The sequence below is a fragment of the Anaerocolumna sp. AGMB13020 genome (genome assembly GCF_033100115.1).
Lineage (GTDB): Bacteria > Bacillota > Clostridia > Lachnospirales > Lachnospiraceae > Anaerocolumna.
In genome coordinates, this window is sequence record NZ_CP136910.1 from 4,388,192 (window position 1) to 4,413,169 (window position 24,978).

Consider the following 24,978-nt stretch of genomic DNA (forward strand, 5'->3'; position numbering starts at 1 on the left):
GAGATGAAAAAGTGATGGAAATGGAGCCTTTAATACAGATAGTGGAAGATGATGCGACCATTGGAAATTTCATATCTGCTGTACTTACAGCAAATGGCTATAAGGTCATACGAAGTACAGGAGGAAGAGAAGCAATCCAGATGAATGCTTCCTATATTCCGGATCTCATTCTCCTGGATCTGGGGTTGCCGGACATGGATGGCCTGGAAGTACTGAAAAATATAAGAACCTGGTCTAAAGTACCTGTAGTGGTAGTATCCGCAAGAGGACATGAAAGAGAGAAGGTGGAGGCGCTTGATCTGGAAGCAGATGATTACATCGTAAAACCTTTTGGAACCCCTGAGTTGCTGGCGCGTATCAGAACGGCTTTGCGCCATGGAGTTAGAAGCCATGATGAAATGAGCAAAGAAGCGGGACGTGTTAAGATTGCAGAACTGGAAATCGATTATGAGAAAAGAAGTGTTTCTCTGGAAAAGCAAAATATTCATCTGACGCCTATAGAATATAAAATACTTGCACTTTTAGCCAGACATCCGGGCAAAGTATTAACCCATGATTATATTATCAAGGAAATTTGGGGACCCTATGCCAATGAAAGCCGTACCCTTCGTGTAAATATGGCTAATATTCGAAGAAAAATTGAAAAAAATCCCGGTGAGCCTCAGTATATCCTTACGGAAATGGGAGTTGGCTACCGTATGGCTGACAGATAAAGTAATATCCTTTATGAGGTTGTCAAACCGAATAAAAGAAATGCATTCTGTGAATATTATCTCCAAGGAGGTAATACAATGGATGCCAATGAAGAATATTTAAATTATATCTACCAAAATGCTAAAATGGGTACAGATACTTTGGGACAATTGATCAATATTGCAGAAGATAAGGAGTTTACCAGTACATTAAACTCTCAGTTCAGAGAATATGAGTCCATCGAGAAAAAAGCAGAAGAGTATTTAAAGCAAAGAAACAAAGAAGAGAAAGATATTTCTTTGTTTCAGAAGGTCTCAGCAGATGTGATGATAAATGTTAAGACCTTAACGGATAAATCAGCCTCCCATATTGCAGGGATGCTTATGCAGGGTAGTACCATGGGAGTAATTGATATCATAAAAAATAACCGTAAATATAACGGTGCAGACAGCGAAATAAAGGAACTGGGACAGAGGTTGTTAACCTTGGAAGAAAATAATATCAATGAGTGTAAGAGATATATCTAGTACTGTTTTAGCTTAGACAGGGTACCCTGCTTCTTGAAAAAGCATGGTACTCTTTTTGTGTATTAAATCACTCCGTTTAAAGGTAATCACAAATTAGAATGTCTGCACATTGTCATAAAAAATAGATAGATAAAAGTCCACGGTCCTGAGTGATAAAAGTTATTCATCTTAATAGTGACAATGTAAAGGAAATTAAAGCTTACTATAACTCAATCAGTTATGACACAAATTAACAATAAAACAAGAAGAAAGACAATATATTATTGACATAAAATGTTAAAAATAGTAAAATAACTATTTATAGGGGAGGTGCAATAAATGTGAATTCAGTGATTTAATATTTATTAACAAATCACTCATATTATCAAATTTAATCAAAAAGGAGAGTTTAAGTATGAAAAAGGGAAAGATCTATTTAATATTAGTATTGACTCTGATGCTTTTGGTAACATGGTTAGATGGAGTAGCCATGGCTGATGTCTATGAGACAAAAGACAAATTTCTTACAGAAATAACTACTGAAGAGCTTACAAATTATGCTTTGAATTTTGCAAAAGATTTTAATGGTTCACTTAATCTTGAAACTCGTGATATGATACCAATCTACAATAATAATAATGTACTGGTAGGGTATTCAATTTCCTACTACATAGGCGAAACACCGTATGGATATATTAATCTTGATTTTTCATATGATGATCCTGTAACAGAATTTGTAATCAATGAGAACTCACCAAGTTTATATGATAATCTGGCTGATAGTGCAGTAAATAATGTTGGAAATGAAATTACAATTGGAGAAAAGCTTTATAATACAGCTCCTTTGGACTTCACTATAGAAGTGAAAGATAAAAGTAACCAGGATTTTTATTATAATAACAGAGAGAAAATGCCATCATATAAATTTAGAGATTTTCAAAATAAATCTAAAAGCACATTTAAAGTAAATAATCAATCTACATCAGCAACAAAATATAATTCGCATAGTGATTTATTTAGCAGTTCCTATGAATCAGGCTCAACTTTAGTGACTGGTCCAACATATACTTCAAAATATTCATCTAGTAAATCATTAATTTCTCAAAAAACCATAATGACAAGTACATATAAATATGCTTGTGCTGTGGTAGCATTAACAGAGGTAGCAAGACAGGAGGGCATATTAAAAAATTCAAGCATAACAGATACATTTAATGCGTTATGGACGTCCACCTCAACTAGTGAAGAATCTACAGGTAATTTTTATGGTTATACAATAACTCTCGGTAGTACAAAGGATTCAAAATTAGGATCTGGTATGAAATCATATTGTGAAGATAGAGGTAAAACTAATACAACAACGACATCCAGTAGCAATCCAAGTTTTTCGTTTTTTACCGGATCTATAGCAAGTAATTATTCAACAACTTTATCATATCGTATACTAGAAACCAGTGGAGAGGAATCAGGGCATACTGTAAATGTTGTAGGGTACTGCACTGCCAAAAAATCTGGAACTACATCGAATTACTTGATTGTTGCTGATGGCTGGTATGATGATGCTCCGAAGTATATGAATTATACTAGCATTGATTTTGTTGATACGTATGGTGTAAAATATGTTATTAAATGATTAAATATGAGGACTTAGAATGAAGAAAATTATTAGTATTGGAACGATTATTATACTGATTACAACTATATTTAATGGGTGTTCAAAAGAAAACAAAAAGAATGATGAAAGCAATACTACAGCAACTGCTTTTGGGATAATTGCTGAAGTTATAGAAGTGTTTGATGGGTATTGCAGAGCGAAAGTAACGAATGAGGATACCAATTTTAGTAAAGATACTAATGTATTAATTTATTTTAATAAGATCTATCAAGAGTTAAATGAAGTTGCAGATGACGCAAAGGATACTAAGAAAACTGAGGAAATAGATAAATTAAATGTTGGAGACAAAATTTCAGTGACTTATACAGAGTATCAAAAGGATGATAATGAATACTCTATAAATGCACCTTATATTGAAATTATTCAATAGGCTGAAAACCGGGTATACTTGTATGCTCGGTTTTTATTTTCATCTAACTCTGTCAAGTAGCTAATTTATATTATTTTGACATGTTTAAATGAGTATTGAAAGAAATGTATATAAGAACCTTTATAACTGCTTTGAAATTTGAGCGAATCCTTTATAGCATTAATATATTTGGGAATTATTAAATTACATAAAAAGCGCGAAATTACAATATGAAGCAGACTAGAAAATAATACATATATTACAGTATAAATTCATCTTATGTAGCAATGCACTTATAGAATCTATATTGAAAAAAGATACATCAGAGAACTGATAGAATTATTTGACAGTTGGATTTCGGTTTTGTTATAATCAAAGCGAAGAATACATGTAACGGATGAAAGATATCGTGCTGTAACCAAACGAAATTCTAGCTATCGTTTGGTGGAAAAGAGGATTTTGATGGATGGGTTTAATACTGGGTTTAGCGATGGTTTTGGAAATGGTTTCATAGGAAATGCTTTTCCGAGGATTTTTACAATTATTTTTCTGTTGATATTTGGATTTATTTTATTTGGGGTAATAACCGCAATCAGACAGGGTATCAAAAATAGTAATTCACCTGTTCTTACAGTAGAAGCAAAAGTAGTTGCCAAACGAACCAGTGTTTCTCATAGTACAAATAACACAGTGGACGGCTTCGCTTCTTCCAGTTCAAGTACCTGGTATTATGCTACATTCGAAGTAGAGAGCGGTGACCGGATGGAGTTCTCAGTCAGTGGCAGAGAATATGGAATGTTGGCAGAAGGAGATTACGGCAAATTAAAATTTCAGGGAACCAGATATTTAGAATTTACCAGGAATACAGCCTTATAGGTATATAAGCCGCTGATAAGCCTAAGTTTGACGGCAGGCATGATTGTTATCTGCTTGCAGTATTCGTACTCTTTGCCGGAGGCAATTTGCAACATCTGTAATACATTGCTTTAGGAAGTAGCAGTGTTGAAATACCGCTGATATGCATTGAAGTACAGGGGAATATAACGTAGTGTATGTCAAATTAAAAAAATCAAATTGAAATATGTCAAATTGAAAATATGTCAAATTGAGAGTTAAGAAGGTTTTAATGAGGTTTCAAAGATTCCGGAGTAATGAATAAAAATACGAATATTCTTTCAATAGAACAAAAAGTCTTAGGGATGGAAAGGTTTATTGCAGCTTCAAGCAGTATCCTTTCTTTTTTATTATCCGAAAAATAATTCTTGTAGACAAGTCATTCATTTCTGATTATGATATAAGAAATGAAATTACATAAAGGGAATAAAGTCAGATAGAAGATATGAGACACAAGATGAAATGAAAAGTATACGGAAGAAATGAAAAGTATACGGAAGAAATGAAAAGTATACGGAAGAAATGAAAAGTACACGGAAGAAATGAAAAGTACACAGAAGAAATGCAAGTGCACGGAAGAAATGAAAAGTATACAGACGAGATGAAATTGCACATAAGAAATGAAATAAAACGGAAAGAAATCTGAATAAATATACCATTAGTATTCTACTTCAAACAGAGAGGATTAAACTATGGAGTTAAGGGACTACCTAAAAGAACACAAATTGATAACAGATGGAGCCATGGGAACCTATTATTCCAGGCTGCTAAACAATGATAATGCTGTATCCGAATACGGTAATATTAAGAAAGAAGATATAATCGTTGACATTCATAAAGCATATATCAAAGCCGGTGCAGTGTTAATCAGAACAAATACCTTTGCTGCCAATAAGCAAACCCTTTCAAAGTTTGGAGAAGAACAGAAAGAATTGATTAAGAATGCCTACGGGCTGGCGCAAAGGGCTGTAAAAGAAGCGAAAGCAGAAGGATTCACAAACGCACAAGATATTTATATCGCCTGTGATATAGGGCCTATACCTGAAAATGGTACCAGAACGGAAGAGGATATACTGGCAGAATATCTGGAGATGTGTGATGCCTTTCTGGAAGCGGGCGGAGAAGTATTTCTTTTTGAGACTTTTTCGGATTTCTATTACTTAAAAAATGTCACCGCATATATCAAAAAGAAAAAACCAGAGGCTTTTATCATTACGAATTTCTGTCTTAATAAGAATGGTTTTACCACCAAGGGAATCAGTGCCAGAACCATACTCGAGACCATTGAAAAAATGGAGGAGATCGAGGCGGGAGGCTTCAACTGTGGTATTGGTTCAGGACACATGAATCAGATTCTGAAACGTCTGCCTTTCCCGGAGAAGAAATTCATAGCTGCAATGCCCAATGCCGGTTATCCGGAACAGTTTAAGAACCGCCTGGTCTTTATGGATAATGAAGGATATTTTAGGGAGAATCTTCAAAGGATATGTGATCTGGGTGTTGATATTATCGGAGGCTGCTGCGGTACAACGCCGGATTATATTCAGAATATGTCAGAGCGGCTTCTGTTAAGAGAGGACTACAGGGGAGTCAGAAAAGACCTGGCAGAATTAAAGGAAAGCAAAGTTGAAGTCCGAACCAATGATTTCTATGAGCTCTTTAAGACAAACAAGAAAGTAGTTGCAGTGGAGCTGGACCCCCCTTTTGATGCAAAGGATGAAAAGGTTATAGCCTGTGCCCTTAAATTGAAAGAAACAGGGACAGATATCATAACCATTGCGGATTCTCCAATGGGAAGAAGCAGAGTGGATTCCATTCTGATGGCTCTAAAGCTGCATAATGAAACAGGTTTACCTGTTATGCCCCATGTATGCTGCCGGGATAAGAATATGATTTCCATGCGTTCCACCTTGCTGGGAGCGTACTTAGGAGGAATACGCAATATATTGATTGTAACCGGAGATCCTATTCCCAGTGAACACAGACAATCTACTACCGGTGTATTCGACTACAACTCCATTCAGCTCATGAATTATGTAAAGGAAATGAACAGAGAACATTTTCCCGAGGAACTTCTCTATTATGGTGGTGCCTTGAATTATGGACGAGGTCCCATTGAGAAGGTGGTTGAAAGGATGGAGAAGAAGATTGAAGCCGGTGCCGGATATTTTCTTACACAGCCTGTATATTCAGAGGAAGACATGCGGCGTCTGGAAGAAATCAAGAAGAGGGTAAATACCAGGATCTTATGCGGAATCATGCCTCTTGTAAGCTACACCAATGCAAATTTTATCAAGAATGAGATATCTGGTATCAATGTACCAGACTGGGTAGTGGAAAGATATCGTCCGGATATGGAGAAAGAAGAAGCAGAATGGGTAGCAGCAGATATTGCAAGTGAAATTATAAGGGATATAAGTCCTTTTGCAGATGGTTATTACTTTATGCTTCCCTTTAACAGGGTAAGCCTGATGGAAAAAATTAAGATAGTATAGAGTTATGAAAACGATAGATAAAAGAAGATGTCTATAGAATGATTTCCAAAAAATAATGTGTCCAAGGTTATGGGTACAGTATAGAAAACTGGATAAAAAGAAACTGGATAAAAAGAATCTGGATAAAAAGAATCTGGATAAAAAGAATCTGGATAAAAAGAATCTGGATAAAAAGAATCTGGATAAAAAGAATCTGGATAAAAAGAAAACCAGATAAGAGAAAAACAAGATAAAAAAACTAGATTAAAAGAAAACGAAATAAAATGAAAACTAATAAAAAGATACTAAATAAAAATAAAACGATAAAATAAACGATAAATAAATGAAAAGGTCTAAGGTGTAACTATGAGGGATGTTGAGGATAAGCCGATCGTAAGGGAGTCCTTTGCCATGGCATATAAAGGAGGAGAGATCTGGTTTGAGCAGCTGGATGCTCTTTATGGGCATAAGGAGCTGGTGATGGAGAAGTTTCATAAGGATATGGAAATACTTAAGCGACCTTCTTCTACCGGTCTGGTAGCTGTTAACATAAACCAGACGGTTATAGAGGAAGACATGGCAAAGGATATACTTGATCGGCTGATAGAATTGAACAAATTGCGCAAGGTAGTTTTTGTAGGAACCGATAAGAAGATAAAACATTTTTTAAAGGTCAGGTTGAAAGAACAGAGGGATAAAACTACCTTTGTTTGTTCCTTTATAGATGATTATGAAAAGGCAAAGACCTGGCTGGTCGGAAAGATATAACAGCAGAAATGTACAAGTTGAATTAATTAGTCTTTACCTGTCCAAGCATAAAAGACCATATAAGCAAGCTTTTTATACTGGTACAGGAACAGGAGTAAACGAAAACGCAGCGATAGATTCAGGAAAGAGGTTACCATGACAAGAAAAGAATTCAGAGAGCTGACAAAGCAGAAAATTGTACTCTTAGACGGAGCAACTGGAAGTAATATGCAAAAAGCGGGAATGCCTACCGGCGTATGTCCGGAGGAATGGATACGAAAGAACCCGGATGTTCTGATTAATCTGCAAAAAGCCTATATCGAAGCCGGAACGGATATTCTTTATGCACCTACTTTTACCGGTAACCGAATAAAGCTTACCGAATACGGCCTTGCAGACAGTATTGCAGAGATTAATGAAGAACTTGTGAAGCTGTCTAAACAGGCAGTAACAGAAGCGGCTGCTGACAGAAAAGTCTATATCGCCGGAGATCTTACCATGACCGGGCAGCAGCTATACCCAGTGGGAACACTTCGTTTTGAAGAATTGGTAGAGATATACAAGGAGCAGATTGCTTATTTGTTATTAGCTGGAGTTGATCTATTTGTCATCGAGACAATGATGAGCCTGCAGGAATGCAGAGCCGCCCTCCTGGCAGTAAAAGAAACCTGTGAGTTACCTGTTATGATAACCCTTACCTTTAACGAGAATAACAGAACCCTTTATGGTACGGACCCGGTAACGGCAATTACTGTGCTTCAGAAAATGGGAGCGGATGCCGTAGGTGTCAACTGTTCCACCGGTCCGGAAGGCATGAAGGAAATCGTAAGTGAAATGAAAAAGTATTCTTCTGTACCCATCATTGCAAAACCCAATGCAGGTTTGCCAAAGCTTGTAAAGGATGAAACGGTCTTTTCTATGGCGGGAAAAGAATTTGCGGAAGAAACCAGAGGACTTGTGGAGGCAGGAGCAGGGATTATCGGTGGTTGCTGCGGAACCACACCAGAGCATTTAGCTATGCTAAAGGCTTCCGTCAGCGAACTTCCGATACCGGAACCTACTCCGGAAAAAGTAAGGATTCTCACAACGGAACGTAAAGCTCTTAAGATTAAGGATAATGGGAAATTCCTTGTAATCGGTGAACGAATCAACCCGACCGGTAAGAAAGCCCTTCAGGAAGAATTAAGACAGGGTAATTATCAGATGGTTACGGATTTTGCAAGGCAGCAGGAAGAAGACGGTGCGGATATTCTGGATGTTAATATGGGGATGAACGGTATTGATGAGAAAGAAGCCATGCTTGAAGCAATCTATGAGATAACAGGCTTTTCGGGACTGCCCCTAAGCATTGATACAAGCCATATCAGCGTAATGGAAGCCGCTCTGAGGATCTATCCGGGACGTGCTCTTATTAACTCCATATCGCTGGAAAAGGAGAAATTTGAAAAACTAATCCCCCTTGCCCGTAAATACGGAGCTATGTTTATACTGCTTCCTCTATCTGATAAAGGTTTACCGAAGGATCTGGAGGAGAAGAAAGAGATTATCCGTACAATTGTAGAAGCAGCAGAAAGAAATGGTCTCGAGAAAGACGATATAATCGTAGACGGGCTTGTAAATACCGTAGGAGCCAATCGTGACGCAGCACTGCAGACCCTTGAGACCATCAGGTACTGCAAGGAAGAGCTTGGACTGGCTACGGTAGTGGGGTTGTCCAATATATCTTTTGGACTCCCTGAGAGGCAGTACGTAAACAGTACTTTTCTGGCACTTGCAATCAGGGAAGGACTGACCATGGCAATAGCAAATCCTTCTCAGGAACTGTTGATGAACACAGCCTTTGCAGCAGATCTTCTGGCAGCCAAAGAAGAGTCAGATATCAGGTATATTAAAAGAGTAACGGAAAGGCCATCTTCTGTTGTAACCAGAAAGGAAGAAACTCTTAAGAAGTCGGGAGCAGATTCTTCCGGGAACCAGGAAGGCAGAGCAGGAAGCCCGGCAATTTTTGAGGGGAATAAAATCTATCAGGATATCTATGATGCGGTGATAAAGGGTAATAAAAGAGAGATTGCAGCACGTGTCAAGGAGGCTCTGAAAGAAGAACTTAAACCTTCTTTCATTTTGGATGAGCTGCTGATACCGGGGATTAATGAAGTGGGCAGGCTCTTTGACAAGCAGATTTATTTTCTTCCCCAGTTGATTGCGTCGGCGGAAGCCATGAAAATAGCAATTGATTATCTGGAGCCGCTGTTAAAAGACGGGCAGGAGGAGAAGAAGCTGGCAACGGTTGTTATAGCAACGGTTTCTGGAGATGTACATGATATCGGTAAGAATCTGGTGGTATTGATGCTTAAGAACTATGGTTTTCACGTCATTGATCTTGGCAAGGATGTACCCTCGGAAAAAATCATAGAAACAGCCAGAGAGCAGGAAGCGGATATTATTGCATTATCCGCCCTGATGACCACCACCATGCTTGAAATGAAACGGGTTATAGCTCTGAAAAATGAAGCAGGACTAAAAGCAAAGGTTATTATTGGAGGTGCGGTAATTACACAAAGTTATGCGGATGAGATAGGTGCAGACGGTTTTGCAGCAGATGCCGGAGAAACTGTAACAGTTGTAAAAAGGTTATTGAAGTTGTAAGGGTAAGTTAGCAAAAGCGCAGGCAAGGGCTTTCATATACCTAAAAAACCACCATAAGTTTTTCAATCAGACTTATGGTGGTTTTTACTGAAGTTATCCTTAGCGATATCCTTAAACAGCAAGTTGTAAAATACAAGTTATTTGAACCGCTGATGGTATAACTGATAGTTATAAATCACGTTAACGATTATCAGAATCTTCCTCCAGTTCATCACATTGTTTATTATATTTTTTAACTGCAAGTTCTCCCGTTATCCACTGAAAGAGAAGACTGAATACAAAAAAAGGAATAAACATCTGAACAGCACCCTTGAGGGCAGAAACTCCTTCAAACTGTGCATCCTGTACCCCAAAACCATAATGCAAGACAGTTGATACAATAACAATACCTGCAGACAGCCAGAGAGAATTCAAGACATAATGAAGTCTTCTTTTTTTTCTTCCGGAAATATTCACAGGCAGAAGTTTTCTGTTCAAACTCCGGGGAAGCATTGCCTCTATATGACTCTTTTCAGCTATAAGAAGAACAACACTGATTATTAAAATCAGACCGACTGCCCATCCGCAGTCATCCACACTTTTCGTGGTAATCACTTTATAAATTATTTCAAATATCAAATAGGTGTAGGCTGCCAGTACTGCCCACATACTGGCTTGCTGAGTGTTTCTCGTAATTCTCTCATCTTGGTGCAAATCAGCAGCTAGCTTTGCAGCAAGTTCCTTGGAATTTAATAACTTCATTCTTCATCCTCCCAAAAAAGATCATTCAAAGTTTTATCTGTTGCGCGGCAAATTGCAATACATAGGTTCAAAGTGGGATTATATTTTCCGCTTTCGATTAATCCTATGGTCTGCCTGGTAACGCCTATAGCTGCAGCCAGGTCTTCCTGAGACATATCCTTTTCAATACGCGCTAATTTCATTTTTATATTTTTCATTTTATCACCTGAAACAGAGTATATAGTATAAATTGCAAAATGTCAAATATATATTGCATTTTTATTTTAAAAATTGAGGTATGACAGACATGGAGGTAATGGCAGGTATGACAGGTATGGATAGGAGGTATAATTCATATGAATCATATGAATTACGCATAAATTGTGCAAATTTAAAACAATAAAAGGTGTTTTCTTCGTCCATTTATGTAAAATGCTGTTTTTCAAAAGTTCTATTGACTTCATTGAAAAAAGAATTATAATATTGGTTGAGCATCTCAATAGTTGAGGTACTCAACAAAATGAGAGCAAAAGAATATAAGAGCTCGGTACTGGGGAGTTCTTGAGGAGGAATCGTGATAATGGCAGATAAACGGGAAGATGAGGAGTATGAAGGAACCATAAGTCAGGAGTTCATCACCACCTTGAATAAAGTACGCAAGCTCATGGGAAGACTTCATGGAAACAGAAGTCTCTATCCGGCTGAATTTATGATGTTAGGCGCAATACATCATGGTGGAAAGCATTGCGGAGTGAAGGAAGCCGAGACAAACGAGCCGGGTGTACGTGTCGGTGAACTTAGTAAAATGGTTCATTCTACCAAGTCGGCCACGTCTAAGATGCTGAAAGCTTTAGAAGAAAAGGGTTATGTAATGAGAATAACTGATACCAAAGACCGTCGTGTCGTATATATATGCCTGACGGACAGAGGACATGAGATTATCCAGGAGTCAATATCGCAGCTGCGCATATTTACGGATAATACTATTCTGAAAATGGGAGAAAATAACACGAGAAGCTTGATAGAAATGCTAAACAAGTTATATGACGCCATGGTCGAGGTGTTGGGGGAATCAGATAAAACGGATGATTTCTAAGGGCAACAAAGTAAGAACATATTAGAAAGGAGCACCCATGTTTAAATTATTAAAACTGTTAAGATCCTCCTGGGCTATCATGCTTGTGGTAATTGCCCTTTTGGGATTGCAGGCTTATTGTGATTTGTCCCTTCCTACTTATACCTCCAAAATCGTGGATGTAGGTATACAAGGGGGAGGAATTGAGAATGCCGTCCCAGAAGCCATGCTGGAAAGCCATATGAAGGTTTATCTATATTTTCTGGATGAGAACGGACAAAAGGATGTAATGGATTCTTATACACTGGTAACAAAGGATTCTGTTTCCGACAGTGATTATAAGGATTATTTGAAAAAGTACCCGGAACTATCCAACGAAAATATATATGTGTTAAATGACAACGAAAATATTGAACATTTAAATAATATCCTGGCAGATTCAATGCTGCTGGCAGGTACATTAAGCCAGGAAACGGAACAATCTGAACTAATAAAAGAACAGCTGAAAACTATCGTTCCTGACGAGCTTAAGGATGGGACCTTGTTACAGATGATCCTAGCTCTGCCCAAGGAGCAGACAGTACAGATACTTGAACCAATAAAAACGTCTTTTGCAGCCTTGTCTGATTCCATGAGAGTTCAGGCAGCTACAAAGGTAGTAAAGGAAGAGTACAAAGCCTTAGGAATAGATACGGATAAGTTACAGACACAGTATATTCTTTTTGCGGGACTTAAGATGTTAGGTTTTGCTCTAATTGCCATGATCGCTACTGTACTGGTAGGTTTCTTCTCAGCCAGAATAGCAGCAGGCCTTGGTATGGAACTCAGAGGTAAGGTATTCCGTAAGGTGGTTGGTTTTTCCAACTCGGAATTCGACCATTTTTCCACTGCTTCCCTGATAACAAGAAGTACCAATGATATTCAGCAGATACAGATGATGCTGGTATTCTTAATCCGTATTGTATTCTATTCACCGATTCTTGCAATCGGAGGTGTAATTAAGGTGTTGAATACCAATGTATCCATGACCTGGATCATTGCACTTGCCGTACTTATTATTATCATGGTAGTGGGAATCCTGTTTGCAGTAGCCATGCCTAAGTTTAAAGCAATACAGAAACTGGTGGATAGGCTGAATCTGGTAACCAGAGAAATTCTTACAGGACTTCCCGTTATCCGGGCGTTCCATAAAGAGCGGACAGAGGAAAAGCGTTTTGATATTGCCAATAAAGATCTGACCGCTACGAACCTTTTTGTAAACAGATCAATGGCATTTATGATGCCTGTTATGATGTTTGTCATGAACGGTGTATCTGTACTTATTTTATGGAGCGGTGCTCATGGAATCAGTGACGGAAATATGCAGGTTGGTGATTTGATGGCATTCCTACAGTATACTATGCAAATAATCTTCTCCTTCCTGATGTTCACTATGATATCTATTATGCTGCCAAGGGCAACTGTTGCTGCCGGACGTATCCTGGAAGTACTGGAGTCTGAGGTTACCATCCATGATCCTGCTTCGTCCAAAGCATTTAAGGCGGACAAAAAAGGTTATGTGGAATTTAACTCCGTCTGTTTTAAATATCCTGGTGCAGAGGATAATGTACTGGAGGATATCAGCTTTACAGCAGAACCCGGTAAGACAACTGCATTTATCGGAAGTACCGGTAGCGGTAAGTCCACTCTGGTTCATTTGATACCGAGATTCTATGATGTAACAGGGGGAAATATTCTGGTGGATGGTGTTGATGTCAGAGATCTGACACAGCATGATCTGCGTGAGAAGATAGGTTTTGTTCCCCAGAAAGGTGTACTGTTCACCGGAACCATTGAATCCAATATCAAATACGGTAAGCAGGATGCCGGGGAAGAGGAAATAAAGAAAGCTGCACGTATTGCACAGGCGATAGATTTCATTGAAGAAAAACCGGAAAAGTATGAAACAGCTATATCCCAGGGCGGTAATAATGTATCAGGCGGTCAGAAGCAAAGGCTTTCCATAGCAAGAGCAATTGCAAAGAATCCGGATGTCTTTATCTTTGATGACAGCTTCTCTGCTCTTGATTACAAGACAGATGTGGCACTTCGTAAGGCTTTGAATGAGGAAATTAAGAATAAGACCATTCTTATTGTTGCTCAGAGAATATCAACGATTCTTCATGCGGATCAGATAATCGTTCTGGATGAGGGCAAGATTGTTGGAAAAGGTACTCATAAGGAGCTGCTGAGAAATTGTGAGGTTTACAATCAGATTGCATTATCACAGCTGTCAAAGGAGGAATTGGCATATGAGTGATGAGAGAAATAAACAGGCAGCACGTCCGCCCAGAGGCGGCAGAGGTCCTATGGGCGGAGGTCCTTTTGGCGGACCGGTTGAGAAACCCAAGGATTTTAAAGGCTCCGTATCAAAGCTGGTAAAATATATATCTGTTTATAAAATAAGCATTATACTTGCAATGCTGTTTGCAGCGGGCAGTGCGGTATTCTTTATCGTAGGACCGAAGCGTCTGGGTAATATCACTACAGATATTTTTACAGGTTATTCAGCAAAGCTTCGGGGAACCGGCGGAATTGATTTTACGAAGATAGGCAAAGCACTTATTGTATTACTTATATTGTATATTGCAAGTTCAGTATTTAACTTTGTCCAGGGATATATCATGTCAGGGGTAACCCAGAAGGTCACCTACAGGCTGCGAACTGAAATATCAACCAAGATAAACCGCATGCCAATGAACTACTTTGAGACCAAGACCCATGGTGAAGTGTTATCCAGAGTAACAAATGATGTCGATACCTTAAGCCAGAGCTTAAATCAGAGTATTACTACGGTAATTACCGCAATAACCCAAATAATTGGTATTACAATTATGATGATAACCATCAGCGGCAGAATGACAATTGTTGCTGTACTTACACTGCCGGTTTCTTCACTGCTGATAGCTTTTATCATGAAGAAATCTCAGAAGTACTTTAAGTCACAGCAGGAATATCTGGGTCATGTAAATGGTCAGGTAGAAGAAGTGTATTCCGGACACAACATTGTTAAGGCTTTTAACGGTGAGAAGCAGGTTATTGAAGAATTTGAAAAGTCCAACAGCACTTTATACGGTTCTGCCTGGAAGTCTCAGTTCTTATCCGGTATGATGATGCCTATTATGGGCTTTGTCGGAAATATCGGTTATGTAGCCGTTGCGATCCTGGGTGGTTATCTTACGATCAAGAAAACCATCGAAGTCGGTGATATCCAGTCCTTTATTCAGTATGTAAGAAGCTTTAACCAGCCTATTTCCCAGATTGCCCAGATCTCCACGCAGCTACAGCAGACAGCGGCCGCAGCGGAAAGAGTATTTGAGTTCTTGGAAGAAGAGGAAGAAGACCAGACCGTTCCTAATCCCGTTAATCCTGAAATTGTTGAGAGCAGAGTAGAATTCAAGAATGTTAAATTCGGTTATAACCCTGACAAGATCGTTATCAATAATTTCTCAGCTGAAATTGAAAAAGGACAGAAGATTGCAATTGTAGGTCCTACCGGTGCAGGTAAGACTACGATGGTCAAACTGCTAATGCGTTTCTATGATGTCAATTCCGGTGAGATCCTGATTGACGGTCACAACATTAAAGATTTCAACCGCGGAGAACTGCGTAAAATGTTTGGTATGGTATTGCAGGATACCTGGCTCTTTAACGGAAGCATAATGGAGAATATCCGTTACGGTAAAGAAGATGCAACGGATGAAGAGGTTATAGCAGCTGCCAAAGCGGCACATGCCCATCATTTTATATCAACCCTTCCCGATGGCTATCAGATGGTATTAAATGAAGAAGCCAGCAATGTCTCCCAGGGGCAGAAGCAACTCTTGACCATAGCAAGAGCTATCCTGGCAGATCCTAAGATCCTGATTCTGGATGAAGCTACAAGTTCTGTCGACACCAGAACCGAAGTCAGAATCCAGAAGGCCATGGATAACCTGATGAAAGGCAGAACCAGCTTTATCATTGCCCACAGACTGTCAACCATAAAAGATGCAGACCTTATCCTTGTTATGAAGGACGGAGATATTGTAGAACAGGGCAGCCATGAAGAACTGTTAAAGAAGCAGGGCTTCTATGCAGGACTTTATAATTCACAGTTTGAAGAGACTGCTTAAAATAAATGCCTATGGTATAATTGTTTAAATTGTAATAAACGTTCTATTTATTGAATGGATTTTATTTACACCCTCTGCTTAAAAAGGTAACTGAATTTAGGCAGAGGGTGTTCTGTTATGTGATTTGAATATGGACGGGCAGTATATATAAAATATAATAGAGTTTCCTGTTATAATGTGGTAAGATAATTAAAAAATAACACGTCAGAAAGGAATGTTTATGAAAAAATTAACGGTATTTTTAATGGGGACTACCTGCTTTTTAGGCGGTGTTTTACTTGGAATACTTATGGCTCCTGTAAAGCAAGGTATTGGTAATAATAGCGGGAATACTTATAACAATCATTACCACAAGGAAGAAACAGAGACAGAAGAATAGAAATATGTAATACAAACCACTTTTCATTAGAACAGCCGAAGCTGTAGCCTAATGAAAAGTGGTTTGTAGAAGGTTATTCAACGATTATTCATCCTTTAAGTCCGCTGTATATACATGAATAGCATCTCTTAAGAATTCGGCAAGTCCATCCTGTTCCTTATCGTAATAAGCCTTAAAACGGTCATCGGCTACATACATATCACCTAGTCCTTTATGGGCTTCTTTGTTATAATGTCCCCAGCTTAAGGTCAGCCATTCTCTGTGAAGGTGAGCTGTTTCCTGGGCTTTTTCACCGGAGGGGTCTTTGGTTTCATAAGCCTCTTTCAGTGTTTTATGAATAAGTCTGCTTAATTCCTCCAATCTGTCATACTCCTCTTTGGTCAGTTTTAACATTTGCTGATTGGACTTTTCTATGGTCTCATCACCATATTTTTCTCTAATTTCTTTTCCGTATTTTTCTTCATTTGCTGCTACAAGATCTTTCTTAAAACCTTCGAATTTATCTCTATCTGTCATGGTCTTCCTCCCTGTTACTGAATCAATGGTCTTATCGACGGTGGATATGAGAATATCCAGCCGTTCTCTTTCCTGCTTAAGTTTCTTGCGGTGTTCCTGTAAGGCTGTAAGGTTATCAAAGCCAGGGCTAAGGACAATGGAACGTATTTCATCAAGACCAAATCCCAGCTCCCGGTAGAAAAGTATCTGCTGCAGCAGAGCGATTTCCTTCTGGCCGTATATACGGTAACCGGAGGAGTTGGTTCGCAGGGGCTTCAAAAGACCTATGCTGTCATAATGCCTTAATGTTCTGGTGCTGACACCTGCCATTTGGCTTAATTTTAAAATAGTATATTCCATGTTTCTCCTGTTCCGCCCTGAGAGGCTGCGTCTGCTGGTTGTTAAAAACGAATATCTGCTATGTCTTTCCTGAGTCAGCAAGGATATAAAACGATATTTATAATACACTTACTTTCCTTCGTTCGTTGGCAAAACTTGGCTTCTCAGCCTGTAAAGCTATTTGATGATTTATTGTGTGCACACTGGTTGAAGAGGGACGGCTCCGGATGCAGTAATCATCAACCATGAACTTATCATAAACCTTTACGTAATGTGAATGTCAATAGGAAAAATGAAATTTTTTTGCATAAGATACTACATGATTTTGGGTCGAAATCATATTGTAATTTAGTACAGAAAGGGTCATAATGGAATTTACATGCTTTTAACGGAAGATTTACCACGAAATAAGTCACCTGATAATGGAACCCTCCTGGATTATGATCGGGAGTTTCTGTTTTAAAGGGCAATGGAAAGATTGCAGTTTTAGAACAGAGGTAAAACGAGACGTGCTATGGCACCTTAATACAGAAAGGCTACGGATTATTATGATGTTTACCAGAAAGCAGCTTTTTCAGCTGATCTTACCACTGATTATTGAGCAGATATTGGCAGTGTCTGTAGGACTTGTCGGAATAATAATGGTATCAAGAGCTACGGGAGAAGCCGGTATATCGGGAGTCTCACTGGTAGATACCCTTAACGTTCTTCTCATTACTCTATTTTCCTCCCTGGCTACAGGAGGTGCGGTAGTATCTTCCCAATACATGGGACGTAAAGAAAATGATAATGCCAGTAAAGCAGGAAGCCAGCTTATAATAACTACATTGATGATTTCCCTGATTATAATGCTTATTTCTTTAATCGGAAATGAAAATATTCTGATTATGATATATGGTAAGCAGGAAGCGGCCATAATGGACAGTGCAAAGATTTATTTCTTTATTACGGCTTTTTCCTTTCCGTTTCTGGCGGTATATAATTCCTGTGCAGCGCTGTTTCGCGCTATGGGTAATTCCAAGGTTTCCATGTATGTTTCCCTTCTGATGAATATTATTAACGCTGTAGGAATTTATATTATGATTTTTCTTTTGGATATGGGAGTAGAGGGCGTTGCGATTCCTACCCTTACTGCCAGAGCAGTGTCAGCGATTATTATGTTCATCCTGATTTGTAATAAGAAGCATCCCATACATATGAATAATATTCTCCGAACAGGAATTGATTTTAAGATGATTAAGCGAATTCTGAATATCGGTGTGCCAAATGGTCTTGAGAACAGTATCTTTCAGATAGGAAAGATCATGGTGCAGGGACTGACGGCGAGCCTTGGCTCCGTTGCCATAGCTGCCAATGCGGCAGCCGGTACCATTGCCGGATTTGCCTTGATCCCCGGTAGTGCCATGGGGCTTGCAATGATCACGGTAGTCGGACGTTGTATCGGTGCTGGTAATATCAAAGAGGCAAAGAACTATACCAAGAAGCTTATGAAGGCCTGCTACCTTATCATGTGCGGATTAAATATCGGAATTATTTTTCTCAGAGAACCTATTGTTTGGGTATTTAAATTATCACCTGCGGCAGAAGAGACAACACTGATGCTTATTCTATATCACAGTATCTGCTGCTGTATTGTCTGGCCTCTGTCTTTTGCACTGCCCAATGCATTACGGGCAGCAAATGACGTAAGAACTACTATGGTCATCTCCATAATATCCATGTGGGTATGGAGAATTGCTTTCAGTTATCTTCTGGTAAAGGGGTTGAAAATGGGAGTAATGGGAGTATGGGTTGCCATGACAATAGACTGGCTTTTTAGGGCAATCTGTTTTACGTTGCGGTTTGTCAGAGGCAAATGGGTGAAGCATGCCTATATACACTGATACCGGAGTAAAAGTATAGTGAGATGCATCTGAAAGATATAATTATCCCCATAGTTTACAGCAGTGATACATTCGCATGCAGATGAGGAATGAAATAAGAACCGGTGGTCAAAAAAGAATTTCATAAGGTTTTAAAGGTTTAAAGTGCTAAGTAAAACCCTCACGACATAAAATGTTACTACAGTTTATGGATGAGGGTTTTCTTTATATGAAAAAAATAAAGTATGGTATTATCATAGAAGCAGTTCTGCTTCTTGTATTAATAGGGAGTTTGGCATTCGGCGGCGGTAAGGGCGGCGGAATCGGAAACTTTATGAAGGAAACCTTTCTTCCGCGCTTTCTTTCAGAGGAGAATACAGAGAAGAAATACATAAAATGGGTGGATTTCGATGTTACGGCGGAAGCTATGGGCAGAGCCTATGATCTGGATGTGGCTTCTCAGTCTGAAACTGTGAAATTAAACTGGATAGAACTCTTAGCATATCTGGGAACCAGGTATGGAGGAGATTTTTCGAAATACAAGGATAAGGATATAAACAGCCTTGCCGAAAAATTAAAAAGCGGTGAGACTACAATGGCAGCATTAACTCAGGATATGAAATACTATTCTTATTATCTGGAAGTCTATACAGCAGTTCTTGGGGGATTTGTAGGAGAATACGAGGTAGAGTCAGTAAATGTCAGCAGTTCGGATCAAAATAATAGTACCGAACAAGGTACGGATACTGCACAAGGAACTGATACGACAAAGGAAAATAAAACAGTCCAGGGAACTGATGCAACAAAGGAAGATAAAGCAGCCAAAGGAACTGACACAACAAAGGAAGATAAAACAGCCCAGGGAACCGATACAACAAAGGAAGATAAAACAGCTAAAGGAACTGATGCAACAAAGGAAGATAAAACAGCCCAGGGTACTGACACCGCAAAAGAAAATAATACACAGGGAAACAATACAGTTCAGGAAGAAAGTACAAAGCAGGAAGAAAGTACGGAAGGAACTGTATGGGAGAAAAAATATGGTCTAAAAGCTTATCTGCCACTGGCAAAGTATTTCCCTTACAGTGATTATGATGATTTCGGTGTATCACGTACATATGGATATAAGCGAAGACATTTGGGCCATGATATGATGGGACAGGTGGGAACACCGGTTATTGCAGTGGAGTCTGGATATATAGAAGCTTTGGGCTGGAATCGCTATGGTGGCTGGCGTATCGGTATCCGAAGTTTTGATGGTAAGCGTTATTACTATTATGCGCATCTTAGAAAGAACTACCCCTATAACAAAGAGTTGGCCACCGGCAGTGTCGTTCAGGCAGGTGATGTTATAGGATATCTTGGCAGAACCGGTTACAGTACTACGGAGAATGTCAATAACATAGATACACCCCATCTTCATTTTGGTTTACAGCTGATTTTCGATGAATCCCAGAAAGAGGGAAATAATGAGATCTGGATAGACTGTTATGAACTGGTGAAGTTCCTGTACCGGAACCGTTCTGAAACGGAAAAAGTCGCTGCTTCCAAGGAATGGGTAAGGGTTTATAATATAAAAGATCCGGCAGCAGAGGATTTTGAAAAGAATAGAGATAAGTATAATATAACGCCTCATAATACAGACGAAGATATGGGAGAACCGATAAATGAAAATGGTGGAACTAATCAGCAGTCGTCACCTGCACCCACGGAACAACCTACGGGTGAACCATCAAATGGTACCGGTGAATAACAGCAATGCTGACTGCAGAAGTGGGGGATTATAGGATTATACAATGGAAGAGCTCGAAAAGAAGCCTTGCGTTAGAATCCCCCTGTAACAAAAAGGGCTGTATACTTCCACTGTGATATATACACAGCAGGCATATATCCCTTTTGTTGTCAGCAGCTCTAACACCGTCAGTTTGTTGAGGATGTAGGGAGATTTTTATGCATTCTGGATTAAATGCAAATATGAATTATATATTTGATATACGATGTATATCGAATATATAATAATTTCGATAATTGTATAAAATAATCATGTTATTATAAACATCGAATATCGATTTAATCATTTACTTCGTATCTGTTTCTTGTATTCCCGTGGAGTCATACCAGTCAGTCGTTTGAACACTTCATTAAAATGCTTGATATCGTTATATCCAACCTTCTGCGCTATTACGATAACTTTATCCTCTGTAGCCGTTAACAAATTACAAGCTTCTTCTATACGCAGTCTTTGTACATATTCTGAAATGGTCATACCGGCGTAATCTTTAAAAAGCTTACAAAAATAAGTTGGGCTTAAGAAAGACTGTGCTGCCAGATCGGTGAGTTTGGTATTGACAGAATAATTAAGTTTCAAATACTGGATGGACTGTTTTATCATTTTCGCATGGTGGGACATCATAGTGGTCGTATTGGTTCCGGAATTTTTGTAGGAGCGAAAGATCTTAATAAGAAGTTCAATAAGATATACACGCAACAGTTCTATATATCCTTCTTCTTTCTCGGTGAACTCAGTAAGCATTTTTTTATATATTGCTTCCAGTGAGTTATTTTCAACCCCCAGAATTTTAATATCTTCTATATTTTCTGACTCCAGGGCAAAAATGGAACGAAAGGAAAGATAGTTAATAACATCAGTAAATTCTTTATAATCCAAAAGGTTCATATCGATAAAGTCCGGCTTAAAAACACAGTTATATACCATCAAGGGTGCCGTAGGAGCAGGAAAAGAGCGGAACTCGTGAGGAATATGATAGTTTATCAGGAATAAATCTCCCTTCCCGACATCATATTGTTTATCTCCAATGATATGAATTCCTGTTCCGGAGGCTACATAGGATATCTCGATAAAATCGTGTACATGAAGGTGTGGTTCTGTGTTTTCATTGATATAGTTAATATATATGGAATTTCCATTACGAAAAAAGCTTTTACCGGTATCCCGGTAGAATTTATTATCATTCATAAAATTCACCCCATTTTATTATAATATAGCCCAAGGAAATTGAAAATAAAAAGAAGTAGAATATAACTATAATTAAAGTTTCTATTATTGATTATATCTGAAAGTTGTGAGAATTCATACTGATAATCATGTTATCTGAGATAAAAGAATTTATCCAAGAATTAAGTTATCTTGGAAAGGCGAGAGAATTCAGTACAGGCAATCATTCTATTTAATTGAGGAGAGACTTCTGCTTACAACTATTATATGGGAGGAAATAAAATGAAGATAAGCGCAATGAAATGTAACCGTATTGAGAATCCTTTAGGATATGCATTGGACAAGCCGGTTTTAAGCTGGATAACAGAGGCTGAGGAAGCTGTAGTTCAGACTGCCTGCCGAATTGAAATTGCCTTAGATGAGGAATTTGCAGACCTTGTGCATGACAGTGGCAGGGAGGAGACAATCAACAGTATTGGTTATACACCGGATATTACTTTGCTGCCGGAGACCAGATATTATTGGAGAGTTTATGTTTGGACAGATTGTGGGGAAGTTAGCAGTAATACTGCCTGGTTTGAAACATCAAAGCTTTTCAACCCCTGGAGTGGTATCTGGATTACACCTGACTGGAAAGAGGAAGTTTCCCATCCCTATGTCAGAAAGAATTTTCAGGTTAAGAGTGAGGTTAAGGAAGCCAGGCTCTATATATGCGGTTTGGGGCTTTATGAAGCTGAGTTAAATGGAAGCAGAGTAGGAGATGAATATCTAACACCTTATTGCAACAGTTATAACAATTGGATTCAATACCAGACCTTCGATGTAACGGAACTGTTAGAAAAAGGTGACAATGTCATTGGGGTACTTCTCGGAAATGGCTGGTATAAAGGACGTTTTGGTTTCCTGGGGAAAACAGAAGGAATCTATGGAAATGAATTTGCATTGCTTTGTGAAATCAAACTTACCTATGCGGATGGGAGCACTGAAAGAATAGGTACAGATGATACCTGGAGGGCAACTGGTTCCCATGTAATGGAGAGCAGTATCTATGACGGAGAGCTCCAGGATGCCGGAAAGAAGATCTATGGCTGGTCAACCATACAAGTATCCGATGAAGATTGGAGCGGAGTTAAACCCATTGAAATAGATAGCAGCTTATTGTCTGCCAGAAGAAGCATCCCTGTTAGAATCAAGGAAAAGCTTACGCCAGTAAAGGTAATTACAACCCCGATTGGTGAAACAGTACTGGATATGGGGCAGAATATGGTAGGGTGGTTAAACTTCCGGGTGGAAGCGCCAAAAGGCACAAGAATAAAACTACAATATGGAGAAGAACTGCAGGAGGGCTGCTTCTACAGAGAAAATCTCAGAACAGCCAAAGCAGAGTTTGAATATATAAGTGATGGTCATAAGGCAGAGGTACAGCCTCATTTCACTTTTTATGGATTTCGTTATGTCAAAGTAGAAGGATTTACCGAGGAAATCAAGAAAGAGGATTTTACAGGATGTGTAGTATACTCTGACCTTTTAAGAACCGGAAATATCGAGACATCCAATCCAATGGTCAATCGCCTCTTTCAGAATGCATTATGGGGACAGAAAGGTAACTTCCTGGATGTACCTACAGATTGCCCTCAAAGAGATGAAAGAATGGGGTGGACGGGAGATGCACAGATGTTTTCCGGAACTGCCTGCATGAATATGGATTGCGATGCCTTCTTCCGCAAATTTCTTTATGACCTTGCAAGAGAACAGGAAGCCTTAGGCGGAATCGTTCCCCATACGGTACCTACCTTTGATTTGGGAAAAGAAGGTGAGAACAGCTTCCTATCCGGTGGGTCCTCTGCCTGGTCAGAGGCAGCAACGGTAATTCCCTGGAACTTGTATCTTCATTATGGTGATAAGGAAGTCTTACAAGAACAACTAAATAGTATGATTTCCTATGTGGAATATATCAGAAAACAGGATGATGGCAGCAGGTTATGGAACACAGGTTTTCATTTTGGTGACTGGCTTGCACTGGATGGGCAAGGTGACTTCAATCCTTTTGGAGGAACGCCTACTGACTTAATTGCAACAGCTTATTATGCCTATTCTTCTGATATATTGGCAAAAGCAGCAGCGGTACTAGGCAGGAATGACCTTGTTCATGAATATGGTAAGTTGGCTAAAGAGGTCAGAGAAGCTTTCTGTGCCGAATTCCTGACACCCAGAGGACGTCTTGCCGCAGATACCCAGACAGCATATATTCTTGCACTTTTTATGGATTTGGTTCCGGAGAATTACAGACCTAGAATCCTTAAAGCATTGGTTCAGAATCTGGAGGCCAATAAGTATTATCTTAAGACTGGTTTCGTTGGTACTCCATATTTCTGCAGGGTATTATCCGAAAACGGATACAATGAACTGGCTTACAAGCTTTTGTTAAATGAGGAATTTCCTAGCTGGCTCTATGAGGTAAAACTTGGTGCCACAACTATCTGGGAGAGATGGAATTCCTTACTTCCGGATGGTAAATTTGGGGAACTGGGAATGAACTCCTTAAATCATTATACTTACGGGTCCATTGCTGAATGGATGTATCGTAATATGTGCGGAATCAACCCTCTTGAAGAATATCCGGGGTATAGAAAAATAAGACTTGCACCTCAGCCAAATAAGCTCTTATCTTATGCAAAGGCTGAATTGGATACAGCAGCAGGACATTATGAGAGTGGCTGGTGCTACGAGGAAGATGGACTGCACTATCAATTTATGATACCTTTTAATGCGGAGGCAGAGTTAGTCCTGCCGGTTACGGAGAACTCGGAGGTAACAATTAATGGCTCCCAACTTTCGGAGGCAGGAGTAAGCTATCGGAAAGAGGATAATGAATATAGAATCATTCTGAAAGCAGGTAAATTTGAAGTAAAGCAGAAGATAACAGCTTCATTAAGCTGAAATAACACAATTATCAAGCAAGAAAAATGTAATAATAATTATTTATAAGATGTGCCCCCCTTTAACGTCGATGA

The 24,978-nt window shown here is 39.0% G+C and carries 20 protein-coding genes; 16 read left to right on the forward strand and 4 right to left on the reverse strand.

Annotation, left to right across the window (positions count from 1 at the left end):
* Nucleotides 1–14 precede the first annotated feature (14 nt).
* The 9 genes from R2R35_RS18190 to R2R35_RS18230 all read left to right on the forward strand — a co-directional run bounded on the left by R2R35_RS18190 (nucleotide 15) and on the right by R2R35_RS18230 (nucleotide 9,984).
* Nucleotides 15–713: a response regulator transcription factor gene (locus R2R35_RS18190; protein ID WP_317734815.1), complete on the forward strand. Its 699-nt coding sequence runs from the start codon at nucleotides 15–17 to the stop codon at nucleotides 711–713.
* A 78-nt stretch (nucleotides 714–791) separates the two neighbouring features.
* Nucleotides 792–1,220, forward strand: coding sequence for a hypothetical protein (locus R2R35_RS18195; RefSeq protein ID WP_317731254.1), 429 nt, complete (start codon nucleotides 792–794; stop codon nucleotides 1,218–1,220).
* Between the two features lie 394 nt (nucleotides 1,221–1,614).
* On the forward strand, nucleotides 1,615–2,832 hold the full coding sequence (locus tag R2R35_RS18200; protein WP_317731255.1) for a hypothetical protein: 1,218 nt from the start codon (nucleotides 1,615–1,617) through the stop codon (nucleotides 2,830–2,832).
* A 19-nt stretch (nucleotides 2,833–2,851) separates the two neighbouring features.
* On the forward strand, nucleotides 2,852–3,244 hold the full coding sequence (locus R2R35_RS18205; protein WP_317731256.1) for a hypothetical protein: 393 nt from the start codon (nucleotides 2,852–2,854) through the stop codon (nucleotides 3,242–3,244).
* Nucleotides 3,245–3,685: 441 nt separating this feature from the next.
* Complete coding sequence (locus tag R2R35_RS18210) at nucleotides 3,686–4,099, forward strand: DUF2500 domain-containing protein (protein WP_317731257.1); 414 nt, start codon at nucleotides 3,686–3,688, stop codon at nucleotides 4,097–4,099.
* 710 nt (nucleotides 4,100–4,809) lie between these two features.
* Nucleotides 4,810–6,612, forward strand: a complete 1,803-nt coding sequence (locus R2R35_RS18215) for a bifunctional homocysteine S-methyltransferase/methylenetetrahydrofolate reductase (protein WP_317731258.1) — start codon at nucleotides 4,810–4,812, stop codon at nucleotides 6,610–6,612.
* Nucleotides 6,613–6,667: 55 nt separating this feature from the next.
* Nucleotides 6,668–6,829 (forward strand): hypothetical protein, encoded by a 162-nt coding sequence (locus R2R35_RS18220; protein ID WP_317731259.1) that lies wholly within the window; start codon nucleotides 6,668–6,670, stop codon nucleotides 6,827–6,829.
* A 173-nt stretch (nucleotides 6,830–7,002) separates the two neighbouring features.
* Nucleotides 7,003–7,359, forward strand: a complete 357-nt coding sequence (locus R2R35_RS18225; RefSeq protein ID WP_317731260.1) for a hypothetical protein — start codon at nucleotides 7,003–7,005, stop codon at nucleotides 7,357–7,359.
* Between the two features lie 135 nt (nucleotides 7,360–7,494).
* Complete coding sequence (locus tag R2R35_RS18230) at nucleotides 7,495–9,984, forward strand: homocysteine S-methyltransferase family protein (protein ID WP_317731261.1); 2,490 nt, start codon at nucleotides 7,495–7,497, stop codon at nucleotides 9,982–9,984.
* Between the two features lie 180 nt (nucleotides 9,985–10,164).
* Here R2R35_RS18230 and R2R35_RS18235 read toward each other — a convergent pair whose 3' ends face one another.
* On the reverse strand, nucleotides 10,165–10,725 hold the full coding sequence (locus R2R35_RS18235) for a hypothetical protein (protein ID WP_317731262.1): 561 nt from the start codon (nucleotides 10,723–10,725) through the stop codon (nucleotides 10,165–10,167).
* Complete coding sequence (locus tag R2R35_RS18240) at nucleotides 10,722–10,922, reverse strand: helix-turn-helix transcriptional regulator (RefSeq protein WP_317731263.1); 201 nt, start codon at nucleotides 10,920–10,922, stop codon at nucleotides 10,722–10,724. The genes R2R35_RS18235 and R2R35_RS18240 overlap by 4 nt, the downstream gene beginning before the upstream one ends.
* Nucleotides 10,923–11,284: 362 nt before the next feature.
* Between R2R35_RS18240 and R2R35_RS18245 the strand changes: the two genes are divergently transcribed.
* From R2R35_RS18245 to R2R35_RS18260, 4 genes are all read left to right on the forward strand, one after another.
* On the forward strand, nucleotides 11,285–11,800 hold the full coding sequence (locus tag R2R35_RS18245; RefSeq protein WP_317731264.1) for a MarR family winged helix-turn-helix transcriptional regulator: 516 nt from the start codon (nucleotides 11,285–11,287) through the stop codon (nucleotides 11,798–11,800).
* A 37-nt stretch (nucleotides 11,801–11,837) separates the two neighbouring features.
* On the forward strand, nucleotides 11,838–14,078 hold the full coding sequence (locus R2R35_RS18250) for an ABC transporter ATP-binding protein (RefSeq protein WP_317731265.1): 2,241 nt from the start codon (nucleotides 11,838–11,840) through the stop codon (nucleotides 14,076–14,078).
* Nucleotides 14,071–15,933, forward strand: a complete 1,863-nt coding sequence (locus tag R2R35_RS18255; protein ID WP_331670156.1) for an ABC transporter ATP-binding protein — start codon at nucleotides 14,071–14,073, stop codon at nucleotides 15,931–15,933. Before R2R35_RS18250 ends, R2R35_RS18255 begins: the two co-directional genes overlap by 8 nt.
* Before the next feature lie 220 nt (nucleotides 15,934–16,153).
* A complete protein-coding gene (locus R2R35_RS18260; RefSeq protein WP_317731266.1) occupies nucleotides 16,154–16,312 on the forward strand; it encodes a hypothetical protein in 159 nt (52 codons plus the stop codon).
* Nucleotides 16,313–16,396: 84 nt separating this feature from the next.
* On the opposite strand, the gene R2R35_RS18265 is transcribed toward R2R35_RS18260, so the two are convergent.
* Nucleotides 16,397–17,167: a MerR family transcriptional regulator gene (locus R2R35_RS18265; RefSeq protein WP_317731267.1), complete on the reverse strand. Its 771-nt coding sequence runs from the start codon at nucleotides 17,165–17,167 to the stop codon at nucleotides 16,397–16,399.
* A gap of 527 nt (nucleotides 17,168–17,694) precedes the next feature.
* Here R2R35_RS18265 and R2R35_RS18270 point away from each other — a divergent pair.
* Together R2R35_RS18270 and R2R35_RS18275 are read left to right on the forward strand one after the other, a co-directional pair.
* The gene (locus R2R35_RS18270) at nucleotides 17,695–19,029 is read left to right on the forward strand and encodes an MATE family efflux transporter (protein WP_317731268.1); all 1,335 of its coding nucleotides are present in this window, start codon (nucleotides 17,695–17,697) and stop codon (nucleotides 19,027–19,029) included.
* A gap of 574 nt (nucleotides 19,030–19,603) precedes the next feature.
* A complete protein-coding gene (locus R2R35_RS18275; protein ID WP_442872301.1) occupies nucleotides 19,604–20,761 on the forward strand; it encodes a peptidoglycan DD-metalloendopeptidase family protein in 1,158 nt (385 codons plus the stop codon).
* Between the two features lie 321 nt (nucleotides 20,762–21,082).
* Here the strand turns inward: R2R35_RS18275 and R2R35_RS18280 are convergent, their stop codons facing one another.
* A complete protein-coding gene (locus tag R2R35_RS18280; RefSeq protein ID WP_317731270.1) occupies nucleotides 21,083–21,985 on the reverse strand; it encodes an AraC family transcriptional regulator in 903 nt (300 codons plus the stop codon).
* Nucleotides 21,986–22,246: 261 nt separating this feature from the next.
* On the opposite strand from R2R35_RS18280, the gene R2R35_RS18285 reads away from it, so the two are divergent.
* On the forward strand, nucleotides 22,247–24,904 hold the full coding sequence (locus tag R2R35_RS18285) for an alpha-L-rhamnosidase (RefSeq protein ID WP_317731271.1): 2,658 nt from the start codon (nucleotides 22,247–22,249) through the stop codon (nucleotides 24,902–24,904).
* Nucleotides 24,905–24,978 lie beyond the last annotated feature (74 nt).